The following is a 17,964-nucleotide window of genomic DNA, read 5'->3' as shown; positions in this document are numbered from 1 at the left end:
AAATGGCCGATTTGCTGAGCAAGGAACAATACGCGGCCCTCGCCGCCGAACTGCAACTGCGTACCCAGGCGTTCATCGACGGTGAGTTCCGTGATGCCATCTCGGGCAACACCTTCGTCACCACCAACCCGGCCACCGGCAAGCAGCTGGCCGAAGTCGCCGCCTGCGACGTCAACGACGTGAACGTGGCCGTGGCCGCCGCCAAGCGCGTGTTCGAACAGGGCACCTGGTCGAAGATGCAGCCGAACGACCGCAAGCACGTGCTGCTGAAGTTCGCCCAGCTGCTGGAAGACAACGCCCACGAGCTGGCCGTGCTGGAAGCGCTGGACAGCGGCAAGCCGGTCAGCGAGTGCCAGAACGTCGACGTGCCGGAAACCATCCACACCATCCGCTGGCACGCCGAGCTGATCGACAAGATCTACGACGCCACGGCGCCGACCGGCAATGCCGCCGTGACCATGGTGGTGCGCGAGGCCATCGGCGTGGTCGGCCTGGTACTGCCGTGGAACTTCCCGCTGCTGATGCTGGCCTGGAAGATTGCCCCGTCGCTGGCCGCCGGTTGCTCGATCGTGGTCAAGCCGGCCAAGGAAACCACCCTCAGCGCCCTGCGCGTGGCCGAACTGGCCCATGAGGCGGGCATTCCTGCAGGCGTGTTCAACCTGGTGCCTGGCGGTGGTCGTGAAGTGGGCGAGGCCATTGGCCGCCACATGGACATCCCGATGGTCAGCTTCACCGGCTCCACCGACACCGGCCGCCTGTTCCTGAAGTACGCCGCCGAGTCCAACCTCAAGCGCATCGTCCTGGAGCTGGGTGGCAAGAACCCGGCCGTGGTCATGAACGACTGCGAGGACCTGGACGAAGTGGCCCAGTTCGTCACCGCTGGTGCGTTCTGGAACATGGGCGAAAACTGCTCCGCTTCTTCGCGCCTGATCGTGCACAAGGACGTGAAGGATCAGCTGCTGGGCCTGATCGCCAAGCACCTGAAGGACTGGAAGCTGGGCGACCCGCTGGACCCGGACAACCGCCTGGGCGCCATGGTCAGCAAGTCGCACTTCGAGAAGGTCAAGTCGTACCTGGAATACGCCGCCGAGCACAAGCTCAGTATCGTCCAGGGTGGCGAGACCGAGGACGGCGTGTTCGTGCAGCCGACCATCGTCGACAACGTTGGCCGCGACAACAAGCTGTTCGTCGAGGAAATCTTCGGCCCGGTGCTGAGCGTGACCAGCTTCGAGACCATCGACGAGGCGATCGAGCTGGCCAACGACACCGTCTACGGCCTGGCGGCCTCGGCCTACACCGGCAGCCTGCGCAATGCGCTGCGCCTGTCGCGTGAAATCCGTGCGGGCGTGGTTACGGTCAACTGCTTCGGCGAAGGGGATGTCACCACGCCATTCGGTGGCTACAAGGAGTCCGGCTTCGGTGGGCGCGACAAGTCCATCTGGGCCCATGACCAGTACACGGAGCTGAAGACCATCTGGATCAACGCTTCGTGACCTGAGCAAGACCGGTGCTGTTCTGACGGAGTTCGGCACCTGGCCGCCCTGTGTTGTCAGTGCCGGCCTCTTCGCGGGTAAACCCGCTCCCACAGGGAATGCACAGTCTGTGGGAGCGGGTTTACCCGCGAAAGGGCCGGTCCTGCTGCCGCAGTGGCGGCCTTTTTACTACTTGAACTTGGGCCCCGAACGGGTATTCAGCCCCTTGGCCATGCGGTCATACAGCACCACATTCACCGTCGCTGCCAGGTTCATGCAGCCCTCGGTCGGAATGTAGATGGTCTCTTCGCACCACGCCCGCACATCGGCACTGAGGCTGCCGTCTTCCGGCCCGAAGATGTAGATGGCCCGGTCCGGGTGGGTGTATTCCGGCAATGGCCGCGCGCCTTCCACCAATTCCACGGCCACCGGCGTGCAGCCCAGCGGGATGATGCGCTGCAGGTCGTCGATGCCGATCAGCGGGATGTCGTAGTGCACGCGCTTGGTGTCGGTGACGAAGTCACGGGCACGCTCGTAGCGTTTGCCGGTGTAGAACACCGAATTGACGCCGTAGCAACCCGCGGCGCGCATCACCGAGCCGACGTTTTCTGCCGACTTGGGGTTGAACAGGCCGATGCAGCTGTATCGTTTGTTTGCCACGTACCGGGGCCCTTCGCGAAAAAAAGCGCGATTATACGGGCTGCCCGGTAGCAGCGGGGGGCGAATCGATGGTCAGTCTTTCTTCAGCATGCCCGCCAGCCCGGCGAACGGGTTGTGGGTGGCCTTGGCGATGCTCGGGGTGCTGGTGGAGCCTTCGCTGAAGTACTGCTGGTCGGTGTAGCGCGAGTGCTCGTTGTCGTGGCAGTACAGGCACAGCAGCTCCCAGTTGGAGCCGTCCTGCGGGTTGTTGTCGTGGTTGTGGTCGCGGTGGTGCACGGTCAGCTCGCTCAGGCGCTTGCCGGAGAACTCGCGGGCGCAGCGGCCGCAGACGTGCGGGTACATTTTCAGGGCCTTGTCGCGGTAACCCATTTCCTTGTCGCGCTTGGCATCGGCCAGGATGCGGTCCAGGCGCGCGGTGGCGGCGGCGGAAGAGGTGGAGCTCATGGTGTTTCCTTTGTTCTGATCAGGCAAATGACGGTTATGCATTGAGTCTAGCGCGCTTGCGGGGCAGGCGGACAGGCGAAAGCCGTGATTTAGGCGTAGCCTGTAGGAAGGTTCCCGACAGGAGGTTGCTGATGTTTCGCGCGATCCTCGTTGTGCTGTTGTTCGCCGGCCTGCCCATGGCCGAAGCTGCCAGCACGCCACCCCGGTTGAGCACGCCGGTGCCCGGTGCACCGGGTACGCCGACGCCTACGCCATATCCGCAGATTACCCCGAGTACGCCGCCCAAGGCCTATGACAGCCAGCCGGGGGCGCCCCTGTTGCCGCCGATGCCGGTGCCCGGGCCACCGAAGGACCAGCCATTGCCGGGGTTGCGCCAGGACCCGCCGAAGCCGGCGGTGCAGGATGATTGACTGAGAGGGCCGTGTTGGCTGTGGGATTTTGGGGCTGCTTTGCAGCCCATCGCGACACAAGGCCGCTCCCACAGGGATCGCGCAGGATTCAGGACATGCGCGATCCCTGTGGGAGCGGCCTTGTGTCGCGAAAGGGGCGCAAAGCGCCCCCAGCTTTCTCAAACGATACCTAGCTCGCCGAACACGAACGCGTACTCAAGGGCCACATCCTTGAGCCCCTGATACCGCCCGCTCATCCCGCCATGCCCAGCCCCCATCTCGGTCTTGAGCAGCAGCAGGTTGTCGTCGGTCTTGCGCGTACGCAGCCGCGCCACCCACTTGGCCGCTTCCCAGTACTGCACGCGGCTGTCGTTGTAGCCCGCCACCACCAGCATCGCCGGGTAGGCCTGTGCCTTCACATTCTCGTACGGTGCGTAGGCCTTGATCCGCTCATACACCTCCGGCTCCTCAGGGTTGCCCCATTCGTCGTACTCGGTCACTGTCAACGGCAGCTCGGGGTCGAGCATGGTGTTGAGCACGTCGACGAACGGCACTTCGGCAATCGCACAGCGGAACAGCTCGGGGCGCAGGTTGAGCACCGCGCCCATCAGCAGGCCACCGGCGCTGCCACCACTGATGGCCAGGCGGTCGGCAGCCGTGACACCCTCGGCGATCAGGTGCTCGGCACAGGCGATGAAGTCGCTGAAGGTGTTGTGCTTGTGCTCCTGCTTGCCGGCGCGGTACCAGGCTTCGCCCAGTTCACCGCCGCCACGCACATGGGCGATGGCAAAGGCCACGCCGCGCTCCAGCAGGCTCAGGCGCGCGTGCGAGAACCACGGGTCGAGGCTTTCGCCATAGGCGCCGTAGCCATACAGGTACAGCGGCACGGTCTGGCCCAGGTCCTGGCGGCGGCGCACCAGGCTGATCGGCACCCGGGTGCCGTCCGCTGCGGTAGCCCACAGGCGCTCGCTGACATAGTCGTCGGCATCGAACGGCCCCAGCACCGGGGTTTGCTTGAGCACCGCCTGGGCACCGCTGGCCAGCTCCAGCTGGCGTACCTGGGCCGGGCGGTTGAGTGCTTCGTAGCGCAGGCGCAGGCGTGGGCTGGCGAACTCCAGGCTGTCCTGCACGTACAGGCTGTAGGCCGCGTCGGGCAGTTCGACGCGGTAGGCCGCCAGGCCCTGCGGGCGTACCTCGATGATCGGCAGGCCGCCTTCGCGCAGGCTCAGGGTCAGCGCGCCGGCATTCAGGCTGAGGCCTTCGAGCATGATCGCGTCGCGGTGCGCTACCAGCACCTGCCATTGCTCACGGCTGGGCACCGGTGCGACTGGGGCGTGGTACAAGGCGAAGTTGATGCCGTCCTGGTTGGTGCGGATGAACCAGCGCCACTGGCCGTCGAGCTGGCCGTGGTCGGGGAAGTACTCGTGGCCTTCGACCCGTGGCGCCAGGCAGGTGAACGGTGCCTGCGGGGTTTCCGCGTCCAGTACCCAGGCTTCGCTGGTGGTCTTGCTGTTGAGCAGCAGCACCAGCTGGCGTTCGGAGCTGGTGCGGTAGCAGTGCAGGAAGAAGCGCCCGTCGGGCTCCTCGAACACGGTCTGCGCGCCTTCGTTGCCCAGGGTGTGGCGACGCAGGCGCCATGGGCGGTGGGTGTCGTCCAGTTCGGCGAAGAACAGCGTCTGGCTGTCGTTGGCCCAGGTCAGGCTGCCGTCGCAGTCGTCGAAGGGCAGGGTAGTGACGCTGCCACTGGCCAGGTCCTTCACGTACAGGGTGAAGATTTCGTCGCCGCTGGTGTCCAGGCTGTAGGCCAGCAGGCGGTGGTCGGGGCTGACGTTGAACGCGCCGAGGGACAGGAAACCGCCATTGGCCAGGGCGTTGGGGTCGAGCAGCAGTTGTTCCTGGCTTTCATCGACCGTGTTGGAGTCGTCGGCCGGGCGCGGGCAGCGGTAGTGGCGCGGGTACTCGTCGCCCGCGGTGGTACGGGTGTAGTACAGGTAGGGGCCCCAGGGCGCCGGCAGCGACAGGTCGGTTTCCAGGATGCGGCCCTTGATCTCTTCGAACAGTTGTTCGCGCAGCGGCGCCTGGTCGGCCAGGCAGGCTTCCTGGTAGGCGTTCTCGGCCTGCAGGTAGGCAAGCACCTCGGGGGTGTCACGCTGTTGCAGCCAGGCGTACGGGTCGCTGGCCTGGGCCTGGTGGGCAATCGGGGGTTGGGGCTTGGTTGGCATTGAGGATCTCTTGATTGGGGTTGCCTGTGCCGGCCTCTTCGCGGGTAAACCCGCTCCCACAGGGACCGCACAGCTTTCAAGAACTGTGGTGTTCCTGTGAGAGCCACAGGCACTGCACAGTTTCAAGATCTGTGGTGATCCTGTGGGAGCGGGTTTACCCGCGAAGAGGCCGGTACAGGCAAACACTGTCTGCGCCCGGAAAAGTGTTTATCATAGGCATCTCTTTGCCTGGCTTGCACGAACACCATGACCGAGAACGACTACACCCTCGCCTGGGGCCTTTACGCCGTTGCCGCCCTGGGCTGCCTGATGGTGGGCTTCAAGCTCACCGGCTGGATGTGGCGCTGGCTGCGCGAACCGCTGCGGGTGGTGCTGGCGGTGCTGCTGCTGACCCCGACCATCGTCGACCCGGTCAAGGACAGTTTCGCCCCGGCCATTGCCATCACCGCCCTGGATGTCGCCTTCAAGGTCGGCAACAACGCCTGGCGCGCGGTATCCGACTTCGCGATGTACGGCATGGGCGCGTTTTCCCTGTATTTCCTTTTCGTACTGCTGCGCTTGCCGCTGGAAAAGCGCGCCCGCGAGCGCCGCGCGCAGGCCGAGGCCGCTGCCCAGCGCCAGGCTGCCGAAGATGACCAGATTGGCGCCCAGGGCCCGCTGGCCGCAGAGCGCCGCGACCGTTACCGTGATGCGCCACCCCCTGCCGCCCCAGCCGTCTCCCGAGGCGGCGGCCGGGTCGAGCCACGTCTGTAAGCGGAGACACGCCTATGTGCGAACTGCTGGGCATGAGTGCCAACGTCCCCACCGACATCGTCTTCAGCTTCACCGGCCTGATGCAGCGCGGCGGCCGTACCGGCCCGCACCGTGACGGCTGGGGCATCGGCTTCTACGAAGGCCGTGGCCTGCGCCTGTTCCAGGACCCGGCCGCGAGCAGCGAATCGGAAGTGGCCAACCTGGTGCAGCGTTACCCGATCAAGAGCGAAGTGGTCATCGGCCACATACGCCAGGCCAACGTCGGCAAGGTGTGCCTGTCCAACACCCACCCGTTCGTGCGGGAGATGTGGGGCCGCAACTGGTGCTTCGCGCACAATGGCCAGCTGGGCGACTTCAAGGGCCAGGCCAGTTTCTACCGGCCGGTGGGCGACACCGACAGCGAGGCGGCCTTCTGCGACCTGCTCAACCGCATTCGCAGCGCCTTCCCCGAGCCCGTGCCGGTGGAACAGCTGCTGCCGGTGCTGGTCGAAGCCTGTGCCGGCTACCGCGGCCAGGGCGTGTTCAATTGCATGCTCAGCGACGGCGATTGGCTGTTCTGCTTCTGTTCGACCAAGCTGGTGCACATTACCCGCCGGGCACCTTTTGGTGCGGCGCGGTTGAAGGATGTCGACCTGATCGTCGATTTTCACACCGAAACCACCCCTAATGACGTGGTCACGGTGATCGCCACCGAGGCCTTGACCGAGAACGAGACCTGGCAGCGCTACGAGCCGGGTCAGTGGGCCCTGTGGCGGCACGGCGAGTGCGTAGCGCACGGCCAGAGCTAAGGACGCGGCATGTTCAGAAGTTACCTGCGGTTGCTGTTGTTTACCTTCGGCCTGCTGGCCGGTATCCAGGTCCCGGGGCTGGTGAAGGACTACAGCCAGCGGGTCGAGGCGCACCTGTTCGAATCACGCGAGGCGCTCGACGGCTTCCGGCAGACCGCCGAACGTTTCTTTAATGGTGACCTGCAGGCGCTGCTGCGGCATTACCGCAGCAGCGACGACCCGGTGTTCAACAGTGATGCCAACAGCATCGAAAGCCTGATGATCCGCAACGAACTGCTGGAAAACGAATGGCAGGCGCTGCAAGCGCCATGGGCGCAGCGTACCTGGCACGTGCTGGTACAGGCCGACCCGCAGTTGCGCGAAGAAACCCTCAATGGCTACAGCTACCAGATCCTGCTGGTGCCCGAGGCGGTTGGCTGGGGGCTTGGTGCAGGGTTTGTGCTGGCCTTCGTGGTCGAGAGCCTGTTGCTGGCGATTGGCTGGGTGATCCTGGGCGGGCGGCGTGGGGCGGTGAAAGAGAGCTGGCGCTGATTTTTGCAGTGCCTGTGCTGGCCTCTTCGCGGGTGAACCCGCTCCCACAGGTACTGCGCAGCCCTCAAGACCTGTGGTGACTCTGTGGGAGCGGGTTTACCCGCGAAGAGGCCAGCACAGGCACTGCAAATCTGTCAGACCAACACTATGCGCTGCCCACCCACATCCCGCGCATACCGCTCCAGCACCTGCCGGCAAACCCCGACCACTTCATCCACCAACGCCACCCCAGTCTGCCAGGCCACCACCAGCTCCAGGCTCGGCGGCGGTTGCAGCCCCTGCAGCAATACCAGTTCACCCCGGCTCAACTCGGCATCCACCAGCGCCGGCGGCAACGCACCAATGCCAAACCCGTCGCGCAACAGCCGGGTAATCGCCGCCACCGAGTTCACGCAGTTCAGCCGCGGCGTTTCGGCCCCGGCACTCAGCAGCAGGCTCAGCACTTCCTGGTGCGGCCGCGAGTTCTTCGAGAAGGTGATGATGCGCTCACGCCCAAGCTCGGCCAGCGAAGCGTAGTCGCGGTGCTGGTGCGAGCCGGCGGCCACCACCCAACCCATCGGGTAGCGCGCCAGGTCCAGGCTACGGATCGACTGCTCGCGCAGCAGGTCGGTCTGCAGGATCACGTCGAGAAAGCCCTTCTGCAATTGCTCGCGAAGGTTCAGCGCAGTGTCGGCCACCAGTTCGATCTCCACTTGCGGGTAACGCTCGGTCAGCTCCGCCACCAGCGCGCTCATCCAGGTGTGGATCACCGTGTCCATCACCCCGATACGGATGCGCCCGACCTTGGCCCGGTCGCTGTCCAGCGACTGCTTCATGGCCTTGGCGGTTTCCAGCATGCGCTCGGCATATTCCAGCACCTTGCCGCCTTCCGGGGTCAGGCTGACGCCACGTGAGTCGCGCAACAGCAGTTTGACGCCCAGGTCGGCCTCCAACGCGGCGATGCGGCTGGAAACCGAGGCCTGGGTAGTGAACAGCTTTTCCGCGGTCAGGCGGAAGCTCTTGAGCCGGGCGACCCAGACGAAGGTTTCGAGGAAGCGAAGGTTCATGATCAGTTTTTCTTGTTCCAGACCGGCGGTTTTTCTCGTTGGACGCAAATGGCGCGGCGTCTGAACAATGGCAGCCAGGCCGCGACTCATTGTCGCCCATAAAACAATACCAACAAGCCGAGGCAAGCATGAACCCCACCGGCGTGCAGCAGCAGGTCAGCTCCCCATCTTCGTCCGGGCCCTTCGCCTGGTATCGCGACATCGACTCACAGCAGCGCCGGACGTTCTGGAGCTGCAAGATCGGCTACGGCCTGGATGGCATGGACACACAGATGCTCAGCTTCGTCATTCCGACGCTGATCATGCTGTGGGGCATCACCACCACCGAAGCCGGGTTGATCCACACCAGCACCTTGATCGCCTCGGCCGTGGGTGGCTGGGTGGCCGGCATTCTCTCCGACCGCATTGGCCGCGTGCGCACCCTGCAACTGACGGTGCTGTGGTTTGCCTTCTTCACCTTCCTCTGCGGCTTCGCCCAGAACTACGAACAGCTGCTGATCGCCCGTACCCTGATGGGCTTCGGCTTTGGCGGTGAGTGGACCGCCGGCGCGGTGCTGATCGGCGAGGTGATCCGCGCCCAGGACCGTGGCAAGGCGGTGGGCATGGTGCAGTCCGGCTGGGCCCTTGGCTGGGGCCTCACCGCCATCCTCTACGCACTGCTGTTCTCCTGGCTGCCGGCCGAGCAGGCCTGGCGCGCGCTGTTCCTGCTGGGCCTGGTACCGGCGATCTTCGTGATCTTCGTCCGCCGCCTGGTCAAGGACCCCGAGGTATACCGCGAGGCCAAGGCGGTGGAAAACGCCGAGGCACCTGCGCAGTTCTACGAGATCTTTGCCCCGGGCATGCTCTGGACCACCGTGCGTGCGTCCCTGCTGACCACCGGCGCGCTGGGCGGCTACTACGCCATTACCTCGTGGCTGCCGACCTTCCTCAAGAACGAGCGCGGCCTGAGCGTGCTGGGTACCGGTGGCTACCTGGCCATGGTGATCGTCGGCTCCTACGTCGGCTATGTGGTCAGTGCGTACCTGTCCGACCTGCTGGGGCGCAAGAAGAACTTCATCCTGTTCGCCGTGGGCTCGTTCGTCATCGTGCTGCTGTACACGCAAATGCAGGTCAGCGACGGCGTGATGCTGTGGCTGGGCTTCCCGCTGGGCTTCTTCGCCTCGGGCATCTTCAGCGGCATGGGCGCGTTCCTCACCGAACTGTTCCCCACGCGTATCCGCGGTTCGGGGCAGGGCTTCTGCTACAACATCGGCAAGGTCATCGCGGCACTGTTCCCGCTGCTGATCGGCGTGCTCGGCCAGAAGGTACCGCTGGGCCTGGGTATCGGCGTGTTCTCCGCCGTGTCCTACGGGGTGGTGATCGTGGCGGCGCTGAGCCTGCCGGAAACCCGCGGCAAACAGCTGCAGGCGCGTTAAGGTAGGCATATGAACAACGACAACGGAGGCCGTGCGGTGGAACGCCTGCTACTCAATTGCGACATGGGCGAGAGTTTCGGCAGCTGGCGCATGGGCCTGGATGCCGAAGTCATGCCTTACATCGATTGCGCCAACATCGCCTGCGGCTACCACGCCGGCGACCCCAGCATCATGCGCCGCACCGTGGCCCTGGCGCTGGAGCACGGCGTGACCATCGGCGCGCACCCGGCCTACCCGGACCTGGTCGGCTTCGGCCGCCGTTCCATGGCCTGCAGCCCGGAGGAAATCCGCGACCTGCTGCATTACCAGATCGGTGCGCTGGACGGCATCTGCAAAGTGTTGGGCGGCCGTGTGGCCTACGTGAAACCCCATGGTGCGCTGTACAACGACATGATGGCCGACCCGCTCAAGCTGCGTACCGTACTGGAGGCTGTGGCGGCCTATGGCGGCGGCCTGCCGCTGATGCTGATGGCCACCGCCGACAACCGCGCCGCCCAGGCCCTGGGCGATGAAATTGGCGTGCCGCTGTGGTTCGAAGCATTCGCCGACCGCGCCTACACCGCCAGTGGGCACCTGGTGTCGCGGCGCCTGCCCGGCGCGGTGCACCACGACCCGGCGCTGGTGGTGGAGCAGGCCGTGCGCCTGGCCCGTGGCGACACGCTGGTGGCGGACGATGGCAGTGCGTTGAGGCTGGCGGCCAGCACCCTGTGCGTACACGGCGACAACGACAGTTCGGTTGCGGCAGTGCGGCAGATTCGCCAGGCCCTCGATGCCCTGGAGTCGCGATGAAGCCGCGTATTGAAGTTGTGGCCATCGACAGCCTGATGGTGCGCCTGTTCGATTCCATCGACGAGGGCAACATGCCGTGGATGCTTGCTGCCAGCCAGCGCTTGCGTGCGGCGTTCGGCGAGCACTTGCTGGACCTGGTGCCGTCCTACACCACGCTGATGGTGCAGTTCGACCTGCCACCGGGTGAGGCGAGGGCACTGATCATCCGTGCGCTGGAGGGCTTGCAGCCAGACACGGGCAGCGGTGGCCGCCGCCATGAGATCCCGGTGTGGTACGACGCCAGCGTCGGCCCGGAACTGCCGGTGTTGGCGGCCAGCAGTGGCTTGAGTGAAGCAGAGGTGATCCGCTTGCACAGCGAGCGCGAGTACCCGGTGTTCGCCCTGGGTTTCGCCCCCGGTTTCGGCTTCATGGGCCTGGTGGACGAACGCCTGGCCAGCCCGCGCCTTAGCACCCCGCGCAAGCGCGTGGCGGCCGGCAGCGTCGGCATTGCCGAGCGCCAGACGGCGGCCTATCCGGCGGTATCGCCGGGTGGCTGGAACCTGATCGGGCGTACCCCGGTGCGCCTGTTCGACCGTGAACGCGAGGGCTACAGCCTGTTGCAACCCGGTGACCGGGTGCGCTTCGTGCCGGTTACGCGCAGCGAGTTCGTGGCGTTGGGCGGTGATGTGGAGGCACAAGCATGAAGCAGTTGAAGATCGAGGCCAGTACGCCGCTGTGCCAGTTGCAGGATGCCGGGCGCTTTGGCGTACGCCACCTGGGCGTGACCCAGGGCGGGGCGCTGGACTGGGTGGCGATGCACTGGGCCAACTGGCTGCTGGGCAACCCGTTGGCGGCGCCGGTGGTCGAGGTGGCGCTAGGTGGTTTCTGTGTGGTCGCAGAGCAGGATTGTGTGCTGGCCCTGGCCGGTGCCGACCTGGATGCGCGGGTCGATGATCAGCCGCTGGCGCCCTGGCGCAGCTTTGCGTTGGTCAAGGGCCAGCGGTTGACCCTGAAGCAGCCGAAGCAGGGCGTGCGGGCGTACCTGGCAGCACCTGGCGGCTTCCTGGGCGAGGATGTGCTGGGCAGCCGTGCCACGGTCGTGCGGGAAGAACTGGGCGGTATCGATGGCCAGGGCTCTGCGCTCGGCAAAGGCCAGCTGCTGGCATTTTCCAGCGCTTCAGCGACCTTGCGTGAGGTACCGGCAGCGCTGCGGCCACAGTACGCACAAAAGCCAGTGCTTGACCTGGTGATCGGCGCACAGATCGGTGACTTCAGCGGTACCAGCCTGTTCGAGGCGTTCAACCGCGAGTGGACGCTGGACAGCCGTGCCGACCGCATGGGCATCCGCCTGCTGGGGCCGCAGCTGGTCTACCAGGGCGCGCCGATGATTTCCGAGGGGATTCCGTTGGGGGCGGTGCAGGTGCCGCCGGATGGGCAGCCGATCGTGTTGCTCAATGACCGGCAGACCATTGGCGGCTATCCGCGGCTGGGGGCATTGACGCCGTTGGCGCTGGTGCAACTGGCGCAGTGCATGCCGGGGGCGGTGGTGCGGTTCCGGGCGGTGGTGCAGGATGAGGCGTGGCGGGAGCAGCAGGTATATCTGGACCGTTGGCGTTAAGGCTGCCGGCCTCTTCGCGGGTGAACCCGCTCCCACAAGTACCCCACAGGCCTCAAGGCTTGCGCAATACCTGTGGGAGCGGGCGAGCCCGCGAAGAGGCCGGTACCGGCAAAATCACTTTGACAGGTAACGCATCCCTTCCTCCAACCCCTGCAAGGTCAGCGGGTACATCTTGTCTTCGATCAAGTCCCGCACCAGGTGGGTCGATGCGGTGTAGTCCCAGGCCTGCTTCGGGTACGGGTTGATCCAGATGATCTTCCTGAATTTCTCCATGAAGCGCTGCATCCACACATACCCGGCCTCTTCGTTCCAGTGCTCCACGCTGCCACCCGGCTGGGTAATCTCGTAGGGCGCCATGGCCGCATCGCCGACGAACACAACCTTGTAGTCATCGCCGTACTTGTGCAGCAGGTCGAAGGTGGAATAGCGCTCCGAGGTGCGGCGCAGGTTGTTCTTCCACACCGACTCGTACACGAAGTTGTGGAAGTAGTAGTACTCCAGGTGCTTGAACTCGGTCTTGCACGCCGAGAACAGTTCTTCGCAGACCTTGACGTGGGCGTCCATCGAGCCACCGATGTCGAACAGCAACAGCAGCTTCACCGTGTTGCGCCGCTCGGGGCGCATCTGGATGTTCAGTAGCCCGGCATCCCGCGCGGTGTGGTCGATGGTGCCGTCGATGTCCAGCTCTTCTGCGGCGCCTTCACGGGCGAACTTGCGCAGCCGGCGCAAGGCCAGCTTGATGTTGCGGGTGCCCAGCTCCACCTGGTCGTCCAGGTTCTTGTATTCGCGCTGGTCCCACACCTTCACCGCCTTGCCCTGGCGCTTGCCGGCCTCGCCCACGCGGATGCCCTCGGGGTTGAAGCCGCCCGAGCCGAACGGGCTGGTGCCGCCGGTGCCGATCCACTTGTTGCCGCCGGCGTGACGCTCCTTCTGCTCCTCGAGGCGCTTCTTGAACTCCTCGATCAGCTTGTCCAGGCCACCCAGCGACTGGATCTGCGCGCGCTCCTCATCGGTCAGCGAACGCTCGAACTCCTTGCGCAGCCAGTCTTCGGGGATCAACGCCTCGATGTGCCGGTCGAGGTTCTCCAGGCCTTTGAAGTAGGCGGCGAAGGCGCGGTCGAACTTGTCGAAGTGGCGCTCGTCTTTCACCAGGATGGCGCGGGCGAGGTAGTAGAACTCGTCCATGTCGGCGAACACCACGCGCTTTTGCAGGGCCTGGTGCAGGTCGAGCAGTTCGCGTACCGACACCGGCACCTTGGCCGCGCGCATTTCATTGAACAGGTTGAGCAGCATGGCCCGGCTCCTGTCAGCGGTTGCCGCGCCGGCTCATGAAGGCCAGGCGCTCGAGCAGTTGCACGTCCTGCTCGTTCTTCACCAGCGCCCCGGCCAGCGGTGGAATGGCCTTGGTCGGGTCGCGTTCGCGCAGCACCGCTTCACCGATGTTGTCTGCCATCAGCAACTTGAGCCAATCGACCAGTTCGGAGGTGGACGGCTTTTTCTTCAGGCCTGGTACCTTGCGCACGTCGAAGAACACGTCCAGCGCCTCGCTGACCAGCGACTGGCTGATGTTCGGGTAGTGCACGTCGACGATCTGCTGCAGGGTGGTGCGGTCGGGGAAGGCGATGTAGTGGAAGAAGCAGCGGCGCAGGAAGGCGTCCGGCAGCTCCTTTTCGTTGTTGGAGGTGATGATGATGATCGGGCGCTGTCTGGCCTTGATGGTCTCGTCGATTTCGTAGACGTAGAACTCCATCTTGTCGAGCTCTTGCAGCAGGTCGTTGGGGAACTCGATGTCGGCCTTGTCGATTTCGTCGATCAGCAGGATGACCCGTTCCTCGGCCTCGAAGGCCTCCCACAGCTTGCCCTTCTTCAGGTAATTGCGCACATCGTGGACCTTGTCCACGCCCAGCTGCGAGTCACGCAGGCGGCTGACCGCGTCATACTCGTAGAGGCCCTGGTGGGCCTTGGTGGTGGACTTGATGTGCCAGGTGATCAGGCGCGCACCGAACGAAGCTGCCAGCTGCTCGGCGAGCATGGTCTTGCCGGTGCCGGGTTCGCCCTTGACCAGCAAGGGGCGTTCGAGGGTGATGGCCGCGTTTACCGCCAGTTTCAGATCGTCTGTGGCGACGTAGTCGCGGGTGCCTTCGAACTTCATGGGTCTGTCCTCTGCCGTATGCCTGTCAGGGCCTCTTCGCGGGCACGCCCGCTCCCACAGGAATTGCACAAACTTCCGGATCTGTGGGGTACCTGTGGGAGCGGGCGTGCCCGCGAAGAGGCCCAACACCTGTTTTCGATTTGTCACCGACTATAACGCGGGGTTCGCCGACTGGAAACGCAGACCAGGTATTCAGTCCCTGAATGCCCCGTCACTCGATCCTAGTCGGAATCCGGCGCGTCACGCTCATACCGCGCATTGAACGCCTGAATGAACCCGTTGCGCAGGATCTGCAGAAACGCCTCGAAGGCGCTGATATCCTGCTTGTGCACGCTACCGCTGAGCTCTACCCGGGTCGCGAACTGGTTCTTCGGCTGGTTCTTCAATACCGTCTCGGTCGCGCCCACCAGCGCTTCCCAGACTGAGCGGAAGAAGCCTTTGTCCTTTTCCTGCACATCCTGCTGCCAGTCGAACACATCCACATCCCGCAACAGTGGCTTGATGTACCCATTCAAACGGCCGTTGGTCGCCTCGGCCTCTATCACCACATCGCCGTGCCCGGCATTGAAGTCGAACTTGCCATATGCGCTGGCGAAGTCGTTGAGCTTGCGCAACTCGATACCCGTGGCGCGCAGGCGGAACTCGAAGTCATCGAAATCGCTGAACGGGTCGAAGGTGGCGCGACTTTCCACCTTGGCATCGCCTACGATCAGCGCCGTGCCATCGAAGCTGGCATCACGTCGGCCCTTTTCGTCACGAATGTTGGTGAGGTTGCGAATACTGGCATCGAGCTGAGTGGCCTTCAGGTTGACGGGTGGCTTGGAGTTGAAGTTGCGGAAAGTCAGCACGCCTTTGTCGATGCGAACCTCGTTAAGGGTGATCGGCAGCAGTTTTTCCAGTTGCTGGCGCCAGTCGGTGCCCTGACCGGTCTGCGAGTTCTGTTTGTTGCCGCCATCGACGAAGTTGAGCTCCGGCCGGTCGAACACCACTTCGGCAACCACTGCGCGGTCGTACCACAGGGCGTGCCAGCTCACCGACAGGTCGATCAGCGGCGCGTCGAGAAACGGCACCGGCACCTTGCCGGTGGTCTTGACGATCTTCAGCCCATTGATCTGGTACGCGCCGCGCCACCAGGCCAGGTCCACATCGGCCACCTGGCCACGGTAGTCGCCCATGTCGGCCAGTTTGTCGTTGAGGTAGTCGCGCACCAGGTAGGGCAGGGCCAGGTGCAGCGCCACCAACAGCACGATCAGGCTGGCCAGGCCGATCAGCGGCCAGCGATAACGGGCTCTCATCGAAGTGTCTCCAACGCAGGATATGCGGTTGACCGCAACGAGTCCGCGTGAGTTCGAACAGGCTTTACGGGCCACCGGCCCGGGCTTACCCTTGAGGTCTTTCCCTGCTTTTTTTCATGCCAAGGACCCCTGCCATGAGCCGTATCTTTGCAGACAACGCCCACTCCATCGGTAACACACCGCTGGTGCAGATCAACCGCATTGCCCCGCGCGGCGTGACCATCCTGGCCAAGATCGAAGGGCGTAACCCGGGCTACTCGGTCAAATGCCGCATCGGCGCGAACATGGTCTGGGACGCCGAAAGCAGCGGCAAGCTCAAGCCGGGCATGACCATCGTCGAACCCACCTCGGGCAACACCGGCATCGGTCTGGCCTTCGTCGCCGCCGCCCGTGGCTACAAGCTGATGCTGACCATGCCCGCCTCCATGAGCCTGGAGCGCCGCAAGGTGCTGAAGGCGCTGGGTGCCGAGCTGGTGCTGACCGACCCGGCCAAGGGCATGAAGGGCGCCATCGAGAAAGCCAACGAAATCGTCGCCTCCGACCCGGCCCAGTACTTCCTGCCGGGCCAGTTCGAAAACCCGGCCAACCCGGCGATCCACGAAAAAACCACCGGCCCGGAAATCTGGAACGACACTGACGGCGCGGTCGACGTGCTGGTGGCGGGCGTCGGCACCGGCGGCACCATCACCGGTGTTTCGCGCTACATCAAGCATACGCAGGGCAAGGCGATCCTGTCGGTGGCGGTGGAACCAGTGGCATCGCCGCTGATCAGCCAGACCCTGGCCGGCGAAGAGCTCAAGCCCAGCCCGCACAAGATCCAGGGCATCGGCGCAGGCTTTGTGCCGAAGAACCTCGACCTGTCGATCGTCGACCAGGTGGAAACGGTGACCGACGAAGAGTCCAAGGCCATGGCCATCCGCCTGATGCAGGAAGAGGGCATCCTCTGTGGCATTTCCTGTGGTGCGGCGATGGCGGCGGCCGTGCGCCTGGCCGAAAAGCCGGAAATGCAGGGTAAGACCATCGTCGTGATTCTGCCGGACTCCGGCGAGCGCTACCTGTCGAGCATGCTGTTCAGCGACATGTTCAGCGAGCAGGAAAACCAGCAGTAAGTTCTGGGGCTGCTTTGCAGCCCATCGCGACACAAGGCCGCTCCTACAACAGGTCGCAATCCCTTGTAGGAGCGGCCTTGTGTCGCGAACGGGGCGCAAGGCGCCACCAGGTTTCATGCCCTACTGCTGACCCGCAGCAATGCTCGCCAGCGTGGTTTATTGCAAAATCTTCATGATTGAGTTGCTGCCCAGGCTGTTTTTACCCTGGCGGCATCAGTTTATGATGGCAGGATGATTTATCGGAGTGCAGGGCGCGCAGCCCTGTTTCTTCCTCAAGGAGTGAAAGCATGACCTTTTCCTTTGCAGCCAAGGCGGGTGTCTTGCTGGTGTTTTTTGGCAGCGTGCTGTTCGTGCACCTGCGCGGCAAGGCTCGCTTGCCGGTGTTGCGCCAGTTCGTCAACCATTCGGCGCTGTTCGCCCCTTATAACAGCCTGATGTACCTGTTTTCCGGCGTACCGTCCAAGCCCTACCTGGACCGCCAGCGCTTCCCCGAGCTGGACGTGCTGAAGGACAACTGGCAGGAAATCCGCGAAGAGGCCATGCGCCTGTTCGACGAGGGCTACATCCGCGCCGCCGAGAAGGATAACGACGCAGGCTTCGGTTCGTTCTTCAAGAAAGGCTGGAAGCGCTTTTACCTGAAGTGGTACGACAAACCGTTGCCTTCTGCCGAAACCCTTTGCCCGCGTACCGTCGAGCTGGTCAGCAGCATACCCAACGTCAAGGGCGCGATGTTCGCCCTGCTGCCCGGCGGCAGCCACCTGAACCCGCACCGCGACCCGTTCGCCGGTTCCCTGCGCTACCACCTGGGCCTGTCCACCCCCAACTCCGATGCTTGCCGCATCTACGTCGATGGCGAGGAATATGCCTGGCGTGACGGCGAGGACGTGATGTTCGATGAAACCTACGTGCACTGGGTCAAGAACGAGACCGACGTTACCCGGGTGATCCTGTTCTGCGACATCGAACGCCCGCTAAGCAGCCCACTGATGACCCGCATCAACCGCCAGGTCAGCGCCTTCCTCGGCCGTGCCACCGCGCCGCAGAACACCGACGACGAGCGTGTGGGCGGGATCAACCAGGCCTACGCCTGGAGCAAGCGCTTCAGCAACCGGATCAGTAGCAAGGTCAAGCAGTTCAAGCGCGCCAACCCCAAGGCCTACCGCGTGCTGCGGCCGGTGCTGGCGGCGGTGGTGGTGTACCTGTTGTATCACTGGTTGTTCTGATTCTGCCTGTTAGGGCTGCCTTGCAGCCCATCGCGACACAAGGCCGCTCCTACAGGTGATCGAGTACCCCTGTAGGAGC

The 17,964-nt window shown here is 64.3% G+C and carries 18 protein-coding genes; 11 read left to right on the top strand and 7 right to left on the bottom strand.

Annotated features, from left to right (window positions below; all coding sequences use genetic code 11):
- Nucleotides 1-2 precede the first annotated feature (2 nt).
- Entirely contained in the window at nt 3-1,493 is a 1,491-nt protein-coding gene (locus tag ABNP31_RS19550; RefSeq protein WP_025340214.1) for an aldehyde dehydrogenase, read from the top strand.
- 168 nt (nt 1,494-1,661) lie between these two features.
- Here ABNP31_RS19550 and ABNP31_RS19545 read toward each other — a convergent pair whose 3' ends face one another.
- Nucleotides 1,662-2,132, bottom strand: coding sequence for an RNA methyltransferase (locus tag ABNP31_RS19545; RefSeq protein ID WP_025340213.1), 471 nt, complete (start codon nt 2,130-2,132; stop codon nt 1,662-1,664).
- 72 nt (nt 2,133-2,204) lie between these two features.
- On the bottom strand, nt 2,205-2,576 hold the full coding sequence (locus ABNP31_RS19540; protein ID WP_003259546.1) for a YajD family HNH nuclease: 372 nt from the start codon (nt 2,574-2,576) through the stop codon (nt 2,205-2,207).
- 131 nt (nt 2,577-2,707) lie between these two features.
- Between ABNP31_RS19540 and ABNP31_RS19535 the strand changes: the two genes are divergently transcribed.
- Nucleotides 2,708-2,986 carry a hypothetical protein gene (locus ABNP31_RS19535; protein WP_085618071.1) on the top strand — a complete coding sequence of 93 codons (279 nt, stop codon included), beginning with the start codon at nt 2,708-2,710 and terminating at the stop codon, nt 2,984-2,986.
- 158 nt (nt 2,987-3,144) lie between these two features.
- On the opposite strand, the gene ABNP31_RS19530 is transcribed toward ABNP31_RS19535, so the two are convergent.
- Complete coding sequence (locus ABNP31_RS19530) at nt 3,145-5,187, bottom strand: S9 family peptidase (RefSeq protein ID WP_238066826.1); 2,043 nt, start codon at nt 5,185-5,187, stop codon at nt 3,145-3,147.
- A gap of 246 nt (nt 5,188-5,433) precedes the next feature.
- On the opposite strand from ABNP31_RS19530, the gene ABNP31_RS19525 reads away from it, so the two are divergent.
- The 3 genes from ABNP31_RS19525 to ABNP31_RS19515 are packed head-to-tail and all read left to right on the top strand — an operon-like array spanning nt 5,434 to nt 7,259.
- Entirely contained in the window at nt 5,434-5,940 is a 507-nt protein-coding gene (locus tag ABNP31_RS19525) for an MFS transporter (RefSeq protein WP_085665283.1), read from the top strand.
- A 14-nt stretch (nt 5,941-5,954) separates the two neighbouring features.
- Nucleotides 5,955-6,728 (top strand): class II glutamine amidotransferase, encoded by a 774-nt coding sequence (locus ABNP31_RS19520; protein ID WP_013973756.1) that lies wholly within the window; start codon nt 5,955-5,957, stop codon nt 6,726-6,728.
- 9 nt (nt 6,729-6,737) lie between these two features.
- Nucleotides 6,738-7,259: a DUF2937 family protein gene (locus ABNP31_RS19515; RefSeq protein WP_003259551.1), complete on the top strand. Its 522-nt coding sequence runs from the start codon at nt 6,738-6,740 to the stop codon at nt 7,257-7,259.
- Nucleotides 7,260-7,393: 134 nt separating this feature from the next.
- Here ABNP31_RS19515 and ABNP31_RS19510 read toward each other — a convergent pair whose 3' ends face one another.
- Nucleotides 7,394-8,305 (bottom strand): LysR family transcriptional regulator, encoded by a 912-nt coding sequence (locus tag ABNP31_RS19510; protein ID WP_015271343.1) that lies wholly within the window; start codon nt 8,303-8,305, stop codon nt 7,394-7,396.
- A 128-nt stretch (nt 8,306-8,433) separates the two neighbouring features.
- Between ABNP31_RS19510 and ABNP31_RS19505 the strand changes: the two genes are divergently transcribed.
- Genes ABNP31_RS19505 through ABNP31_RS19490 form a run of 4 tightly spaced genes read left to right on the top strand, consistent with a single transcriptional unit; the run spans nt 8,434 to nt 12,106 of the window.
- Nucleotides 8,434-9,720: an MFS transporter gene (locus ABNP31_RS19505; protein WP_013973753.1), complete on the top strand. Its 1,287-nt coding sequence runs from the start codon at nt 8,434-8,436 to the stop codon at nt 9,718-9,720.
- A 9-nt stretch (nt 9,721-9,729) separates the two neighbouring features.
- On the top strand, nt 9,730-10,509 hold the full coding sequence (locus ABNP31_RS19500) for a 5-oxoprolinase subunit PxpA (protein WP_085665286.1): 780 nt from the start codon (nt 9,730-9,732) through the stop codon (nt 10,507-10,509).
- Entirely contained in the window at nt 10,506-11,192 is a 687-nt protein-coding gene (gene pxpB / locus ABNP31_RS19495; RefSeq protein ID WP_085665287.1) for a 5-oxoprolinase subunit PxpB, read from the top strand. Before ABNP31_RS19500 ends, pxpB begins: the two co-directional genes overlap by 4 nt.
- Entirely contained in the window at nt 11,189-12,106 is a 918-nt protein-coding gene (locus ABNP31_RS19490) for a biotin-dependent carboxyltransferase family protein (protein WP_350012681.1), read from the top strand. Before pxpB ends, ABNP31_RS19490 begins: the two co-directional genes overlap by 4 nt.
- 114 nt (nt 12,107-12,220) lie before the next feature.
- Here the strand turns inward: ABNP31_RS19490 and ABNP31_RS19485 are convergent, their stop codons facing one another.
- From ABNP31_RS19485 to ABNP31_RS19475, 3 genes are all read right to left on the bottom strand, one after another.
- Nucleotides 12,221-13,399 (bottom strand): vWA domain-containing protein, encoded by a 1,179-nt coding sequence (locus ABNP31_RS19485; RefSeq protein WP_013973749.1) that lies wholly within the window; start codon nt 13,397-13,399, stop codon nt 12,221-12,223.
- A 13-nt stretch (nt 13,400-13,412) separates the two neighbouring features.
- Nucleotides 13,413-14,258, bottom strand: a complete 846-nt coding sequence (locus ABNP31_RS19480) for an AAA family ATPase (protein WP_013973748.1) — start codon at nt 14,256-14,258, stop codon at nt 13,413-13,415.
- A 221-nt stretch (nt 14,259-14,479) separates the two neighbouring features.
- A complete protein-coding gene (locus ABNP31_RS19475; protein WP_137164624.1) occupies nt 14,480-15,553 on the bottom strand; it encodes a DUF748 domain-containing protein in 1,074 nt (357 codons plus the stop codon).
- 134 nt (nt 15,554-15,687) lie between these two features.
- Between ABNP31_RS19475 and cysK the strand changes: the two genes are divergently transcribed.
- Together cysK and ABNP31_RS19465 are read left to right on the top strand one after the other, a co-directional pair.
- Complete coding sequence (gene cysK, locus ABNP31_RS19470; protein WP_013973746.1) at nt 15,688-16,662, top strand: cysteine synthase A; 975 nt, start codon at nt 15,688-15,690, stop codon at nt 16,660-16,662.
- A gap of 287 nt (nt 16,663-16,949) precedes the next feature.
- Nucleotides 16,950-17,885: an aspartyl/asparaginyl beta-hydroxylase domain-containing protein gene (locus tag ABNP31_RS19465; RefSeq protein WP_085618090.1), complete on the top strand. Its 936-nt coding sequence runs from the start codon at nt 16,950-16,952 to the stop codon at nt 17,883-17,885.
- Nucleotides 17,886-17,964 lie beyond the last annotated feature (79 nt).

Source organism: Pseudomonas asiatica, from assembly GCF_040214835.1.
In the GTDB taxonomy this organism is placed as follows: domain Bacteria; phylum Pseudomonadota; class Gammaproteobacteria; order Pseudomonadales; family Pseudomonadaceae; genus Aquipseudomonas; species Aquipseudomonas putida_Z.
The sequence above is the reverse complement of the archived record's forward strand: the minus strand, read 5'-3'. Positions and strand labels throughout refer to the sequence as shown.

What these genes read in the sequence shown, in the direction of transcription:
- cysK (WP_013973746.1), top strand. Translation starts at nt 15,688, where the DNA reads ATGAGCCGTATCTTTGCAGACAACGCCCACTCCATCGGTAACACACCG.
- ABNP31_RS19515 (WP_003259551.1), top strand. Translation starts at nt 6,738, where the DNA reads ATGTTCAGAAGTTACCTGCGGTTGCTGTTGTTTACCTTCGGCCTGCTG.
- ABNP31_RS19510 (WP_015271343.1), bottom strand. Translation starts at nt 8,305, where the DNA reads ATGAACCTTCGCTTCCTCGAAACCTTCGTCTGGGTCGCCCGGCTCAAG.
- ABNP31_RS19480 (WP_013973748.1), bottom strand. Translation starts at nt 14,258, where the DNA reads ATGAAGTTCGAAGGCACCCGCGACTACGTCGCCACAGACGATCTGAAA.
- ABNP31_RS19540 (WP_003259546.1), bottom strand. Translation starts at nt 2,576, where the DNA reads ATGAGCTCCACCTCTTCCGCCGCCGCCACCGCGCGCCTGGACCGCATC.
- ABNP31_RS19485 (WP_013973749.1), bottom strand. Translation starts at nt 13,399, where the DNA reads ATGCTGCTCAACCTGTTCAATGAAATGCGCGCGGCCAAGGTGCCGGTG.
- ABNP31_RS19490 (WP_350012681.1), top strand. Translation starts at nt 11,189, where the DNA reads ATGAAGCAGTTGAAGATCGAGGCCAGTACGCCGCTGTGCCAGTTGCAG.
- ABNP31_RS19520 (WP_013973756.1), top strand. Translation starts at nt 5,955, where the DNA reads ATGTGCGAACTGCTGGGCATGAGTGCCAACGTCCCCACCGACATCGTC.
- ABNP31_RS19475 (WP_137164624.1), bottom strand. Translation starts at nt 15,553, where the DNA reads ATGAGAGCCCGTTATCGCTGGCCGCTGATCGGCCTGGCCAGCCTGATC.
- ABNP31_RS19465 (WP_085618090.1), top strand. Translation starts at nt 16,950, where the DNA reads ATGACCTTTTCCTTTGCAGCCAAGGCGGGTGTCTTGCTGGTGTTTTTT.
- ABNP31_RS19500 (WP_085665286.1), top strand. Translation starts at nt 9,730, where the DNA reads ATGAACAACGACAACGGAGGCCGTGCGGTGGAACGCCTGCTACTCAAT.
- ABNP31_RS19550 (WP_025340214.1), top strand. Translation starts at nt 3, where the DNA reads ATGGCCGATTTGCTGAGCAAGGAACAATACGCGGCCCTCGCCGCCGAA.
- ABNP31_RS19530 (WP_238066826.1), bottom strand. Translation starts at nt 5,187, where the DNA reads ATGCCAACCAAGCCCCAACCCCCGATTGCCCACCAGGCCCAGGCCAGC.
- ABNP31_RS19505 (WP_013973753.1), top strand. Translation starts at nt 8,434, where the DNA reads ATGAACCCCACCGGCGTGCAGCAGCAGGTCAGCTCCCCATCTTCGTCC.
- pxpB (WP_085665287.1), top strand. Translation starts at nt 10,506, where the DNA reads ATGAAGCCGCGTATTGAAGTTGTGGCCATCGACAGCCTGATGGTGCGC.
- ABNP31_RS19525 (WP_085665283.1), top strand. Translation starts at nt 5,434, where the DNA reads ATGACCGAGAACGACTACACCCTCGCCTGGGGCCTTTACGCCGTTGCC.
- ABNP31_RS19535 (WP_085618071.1), top strand. Translation starts at nt 2,708, where the DNA reads ATGTTTCGCGCGATCCTCGTTGTGCTGTTGTTCGCCGGCCTGCCCATG.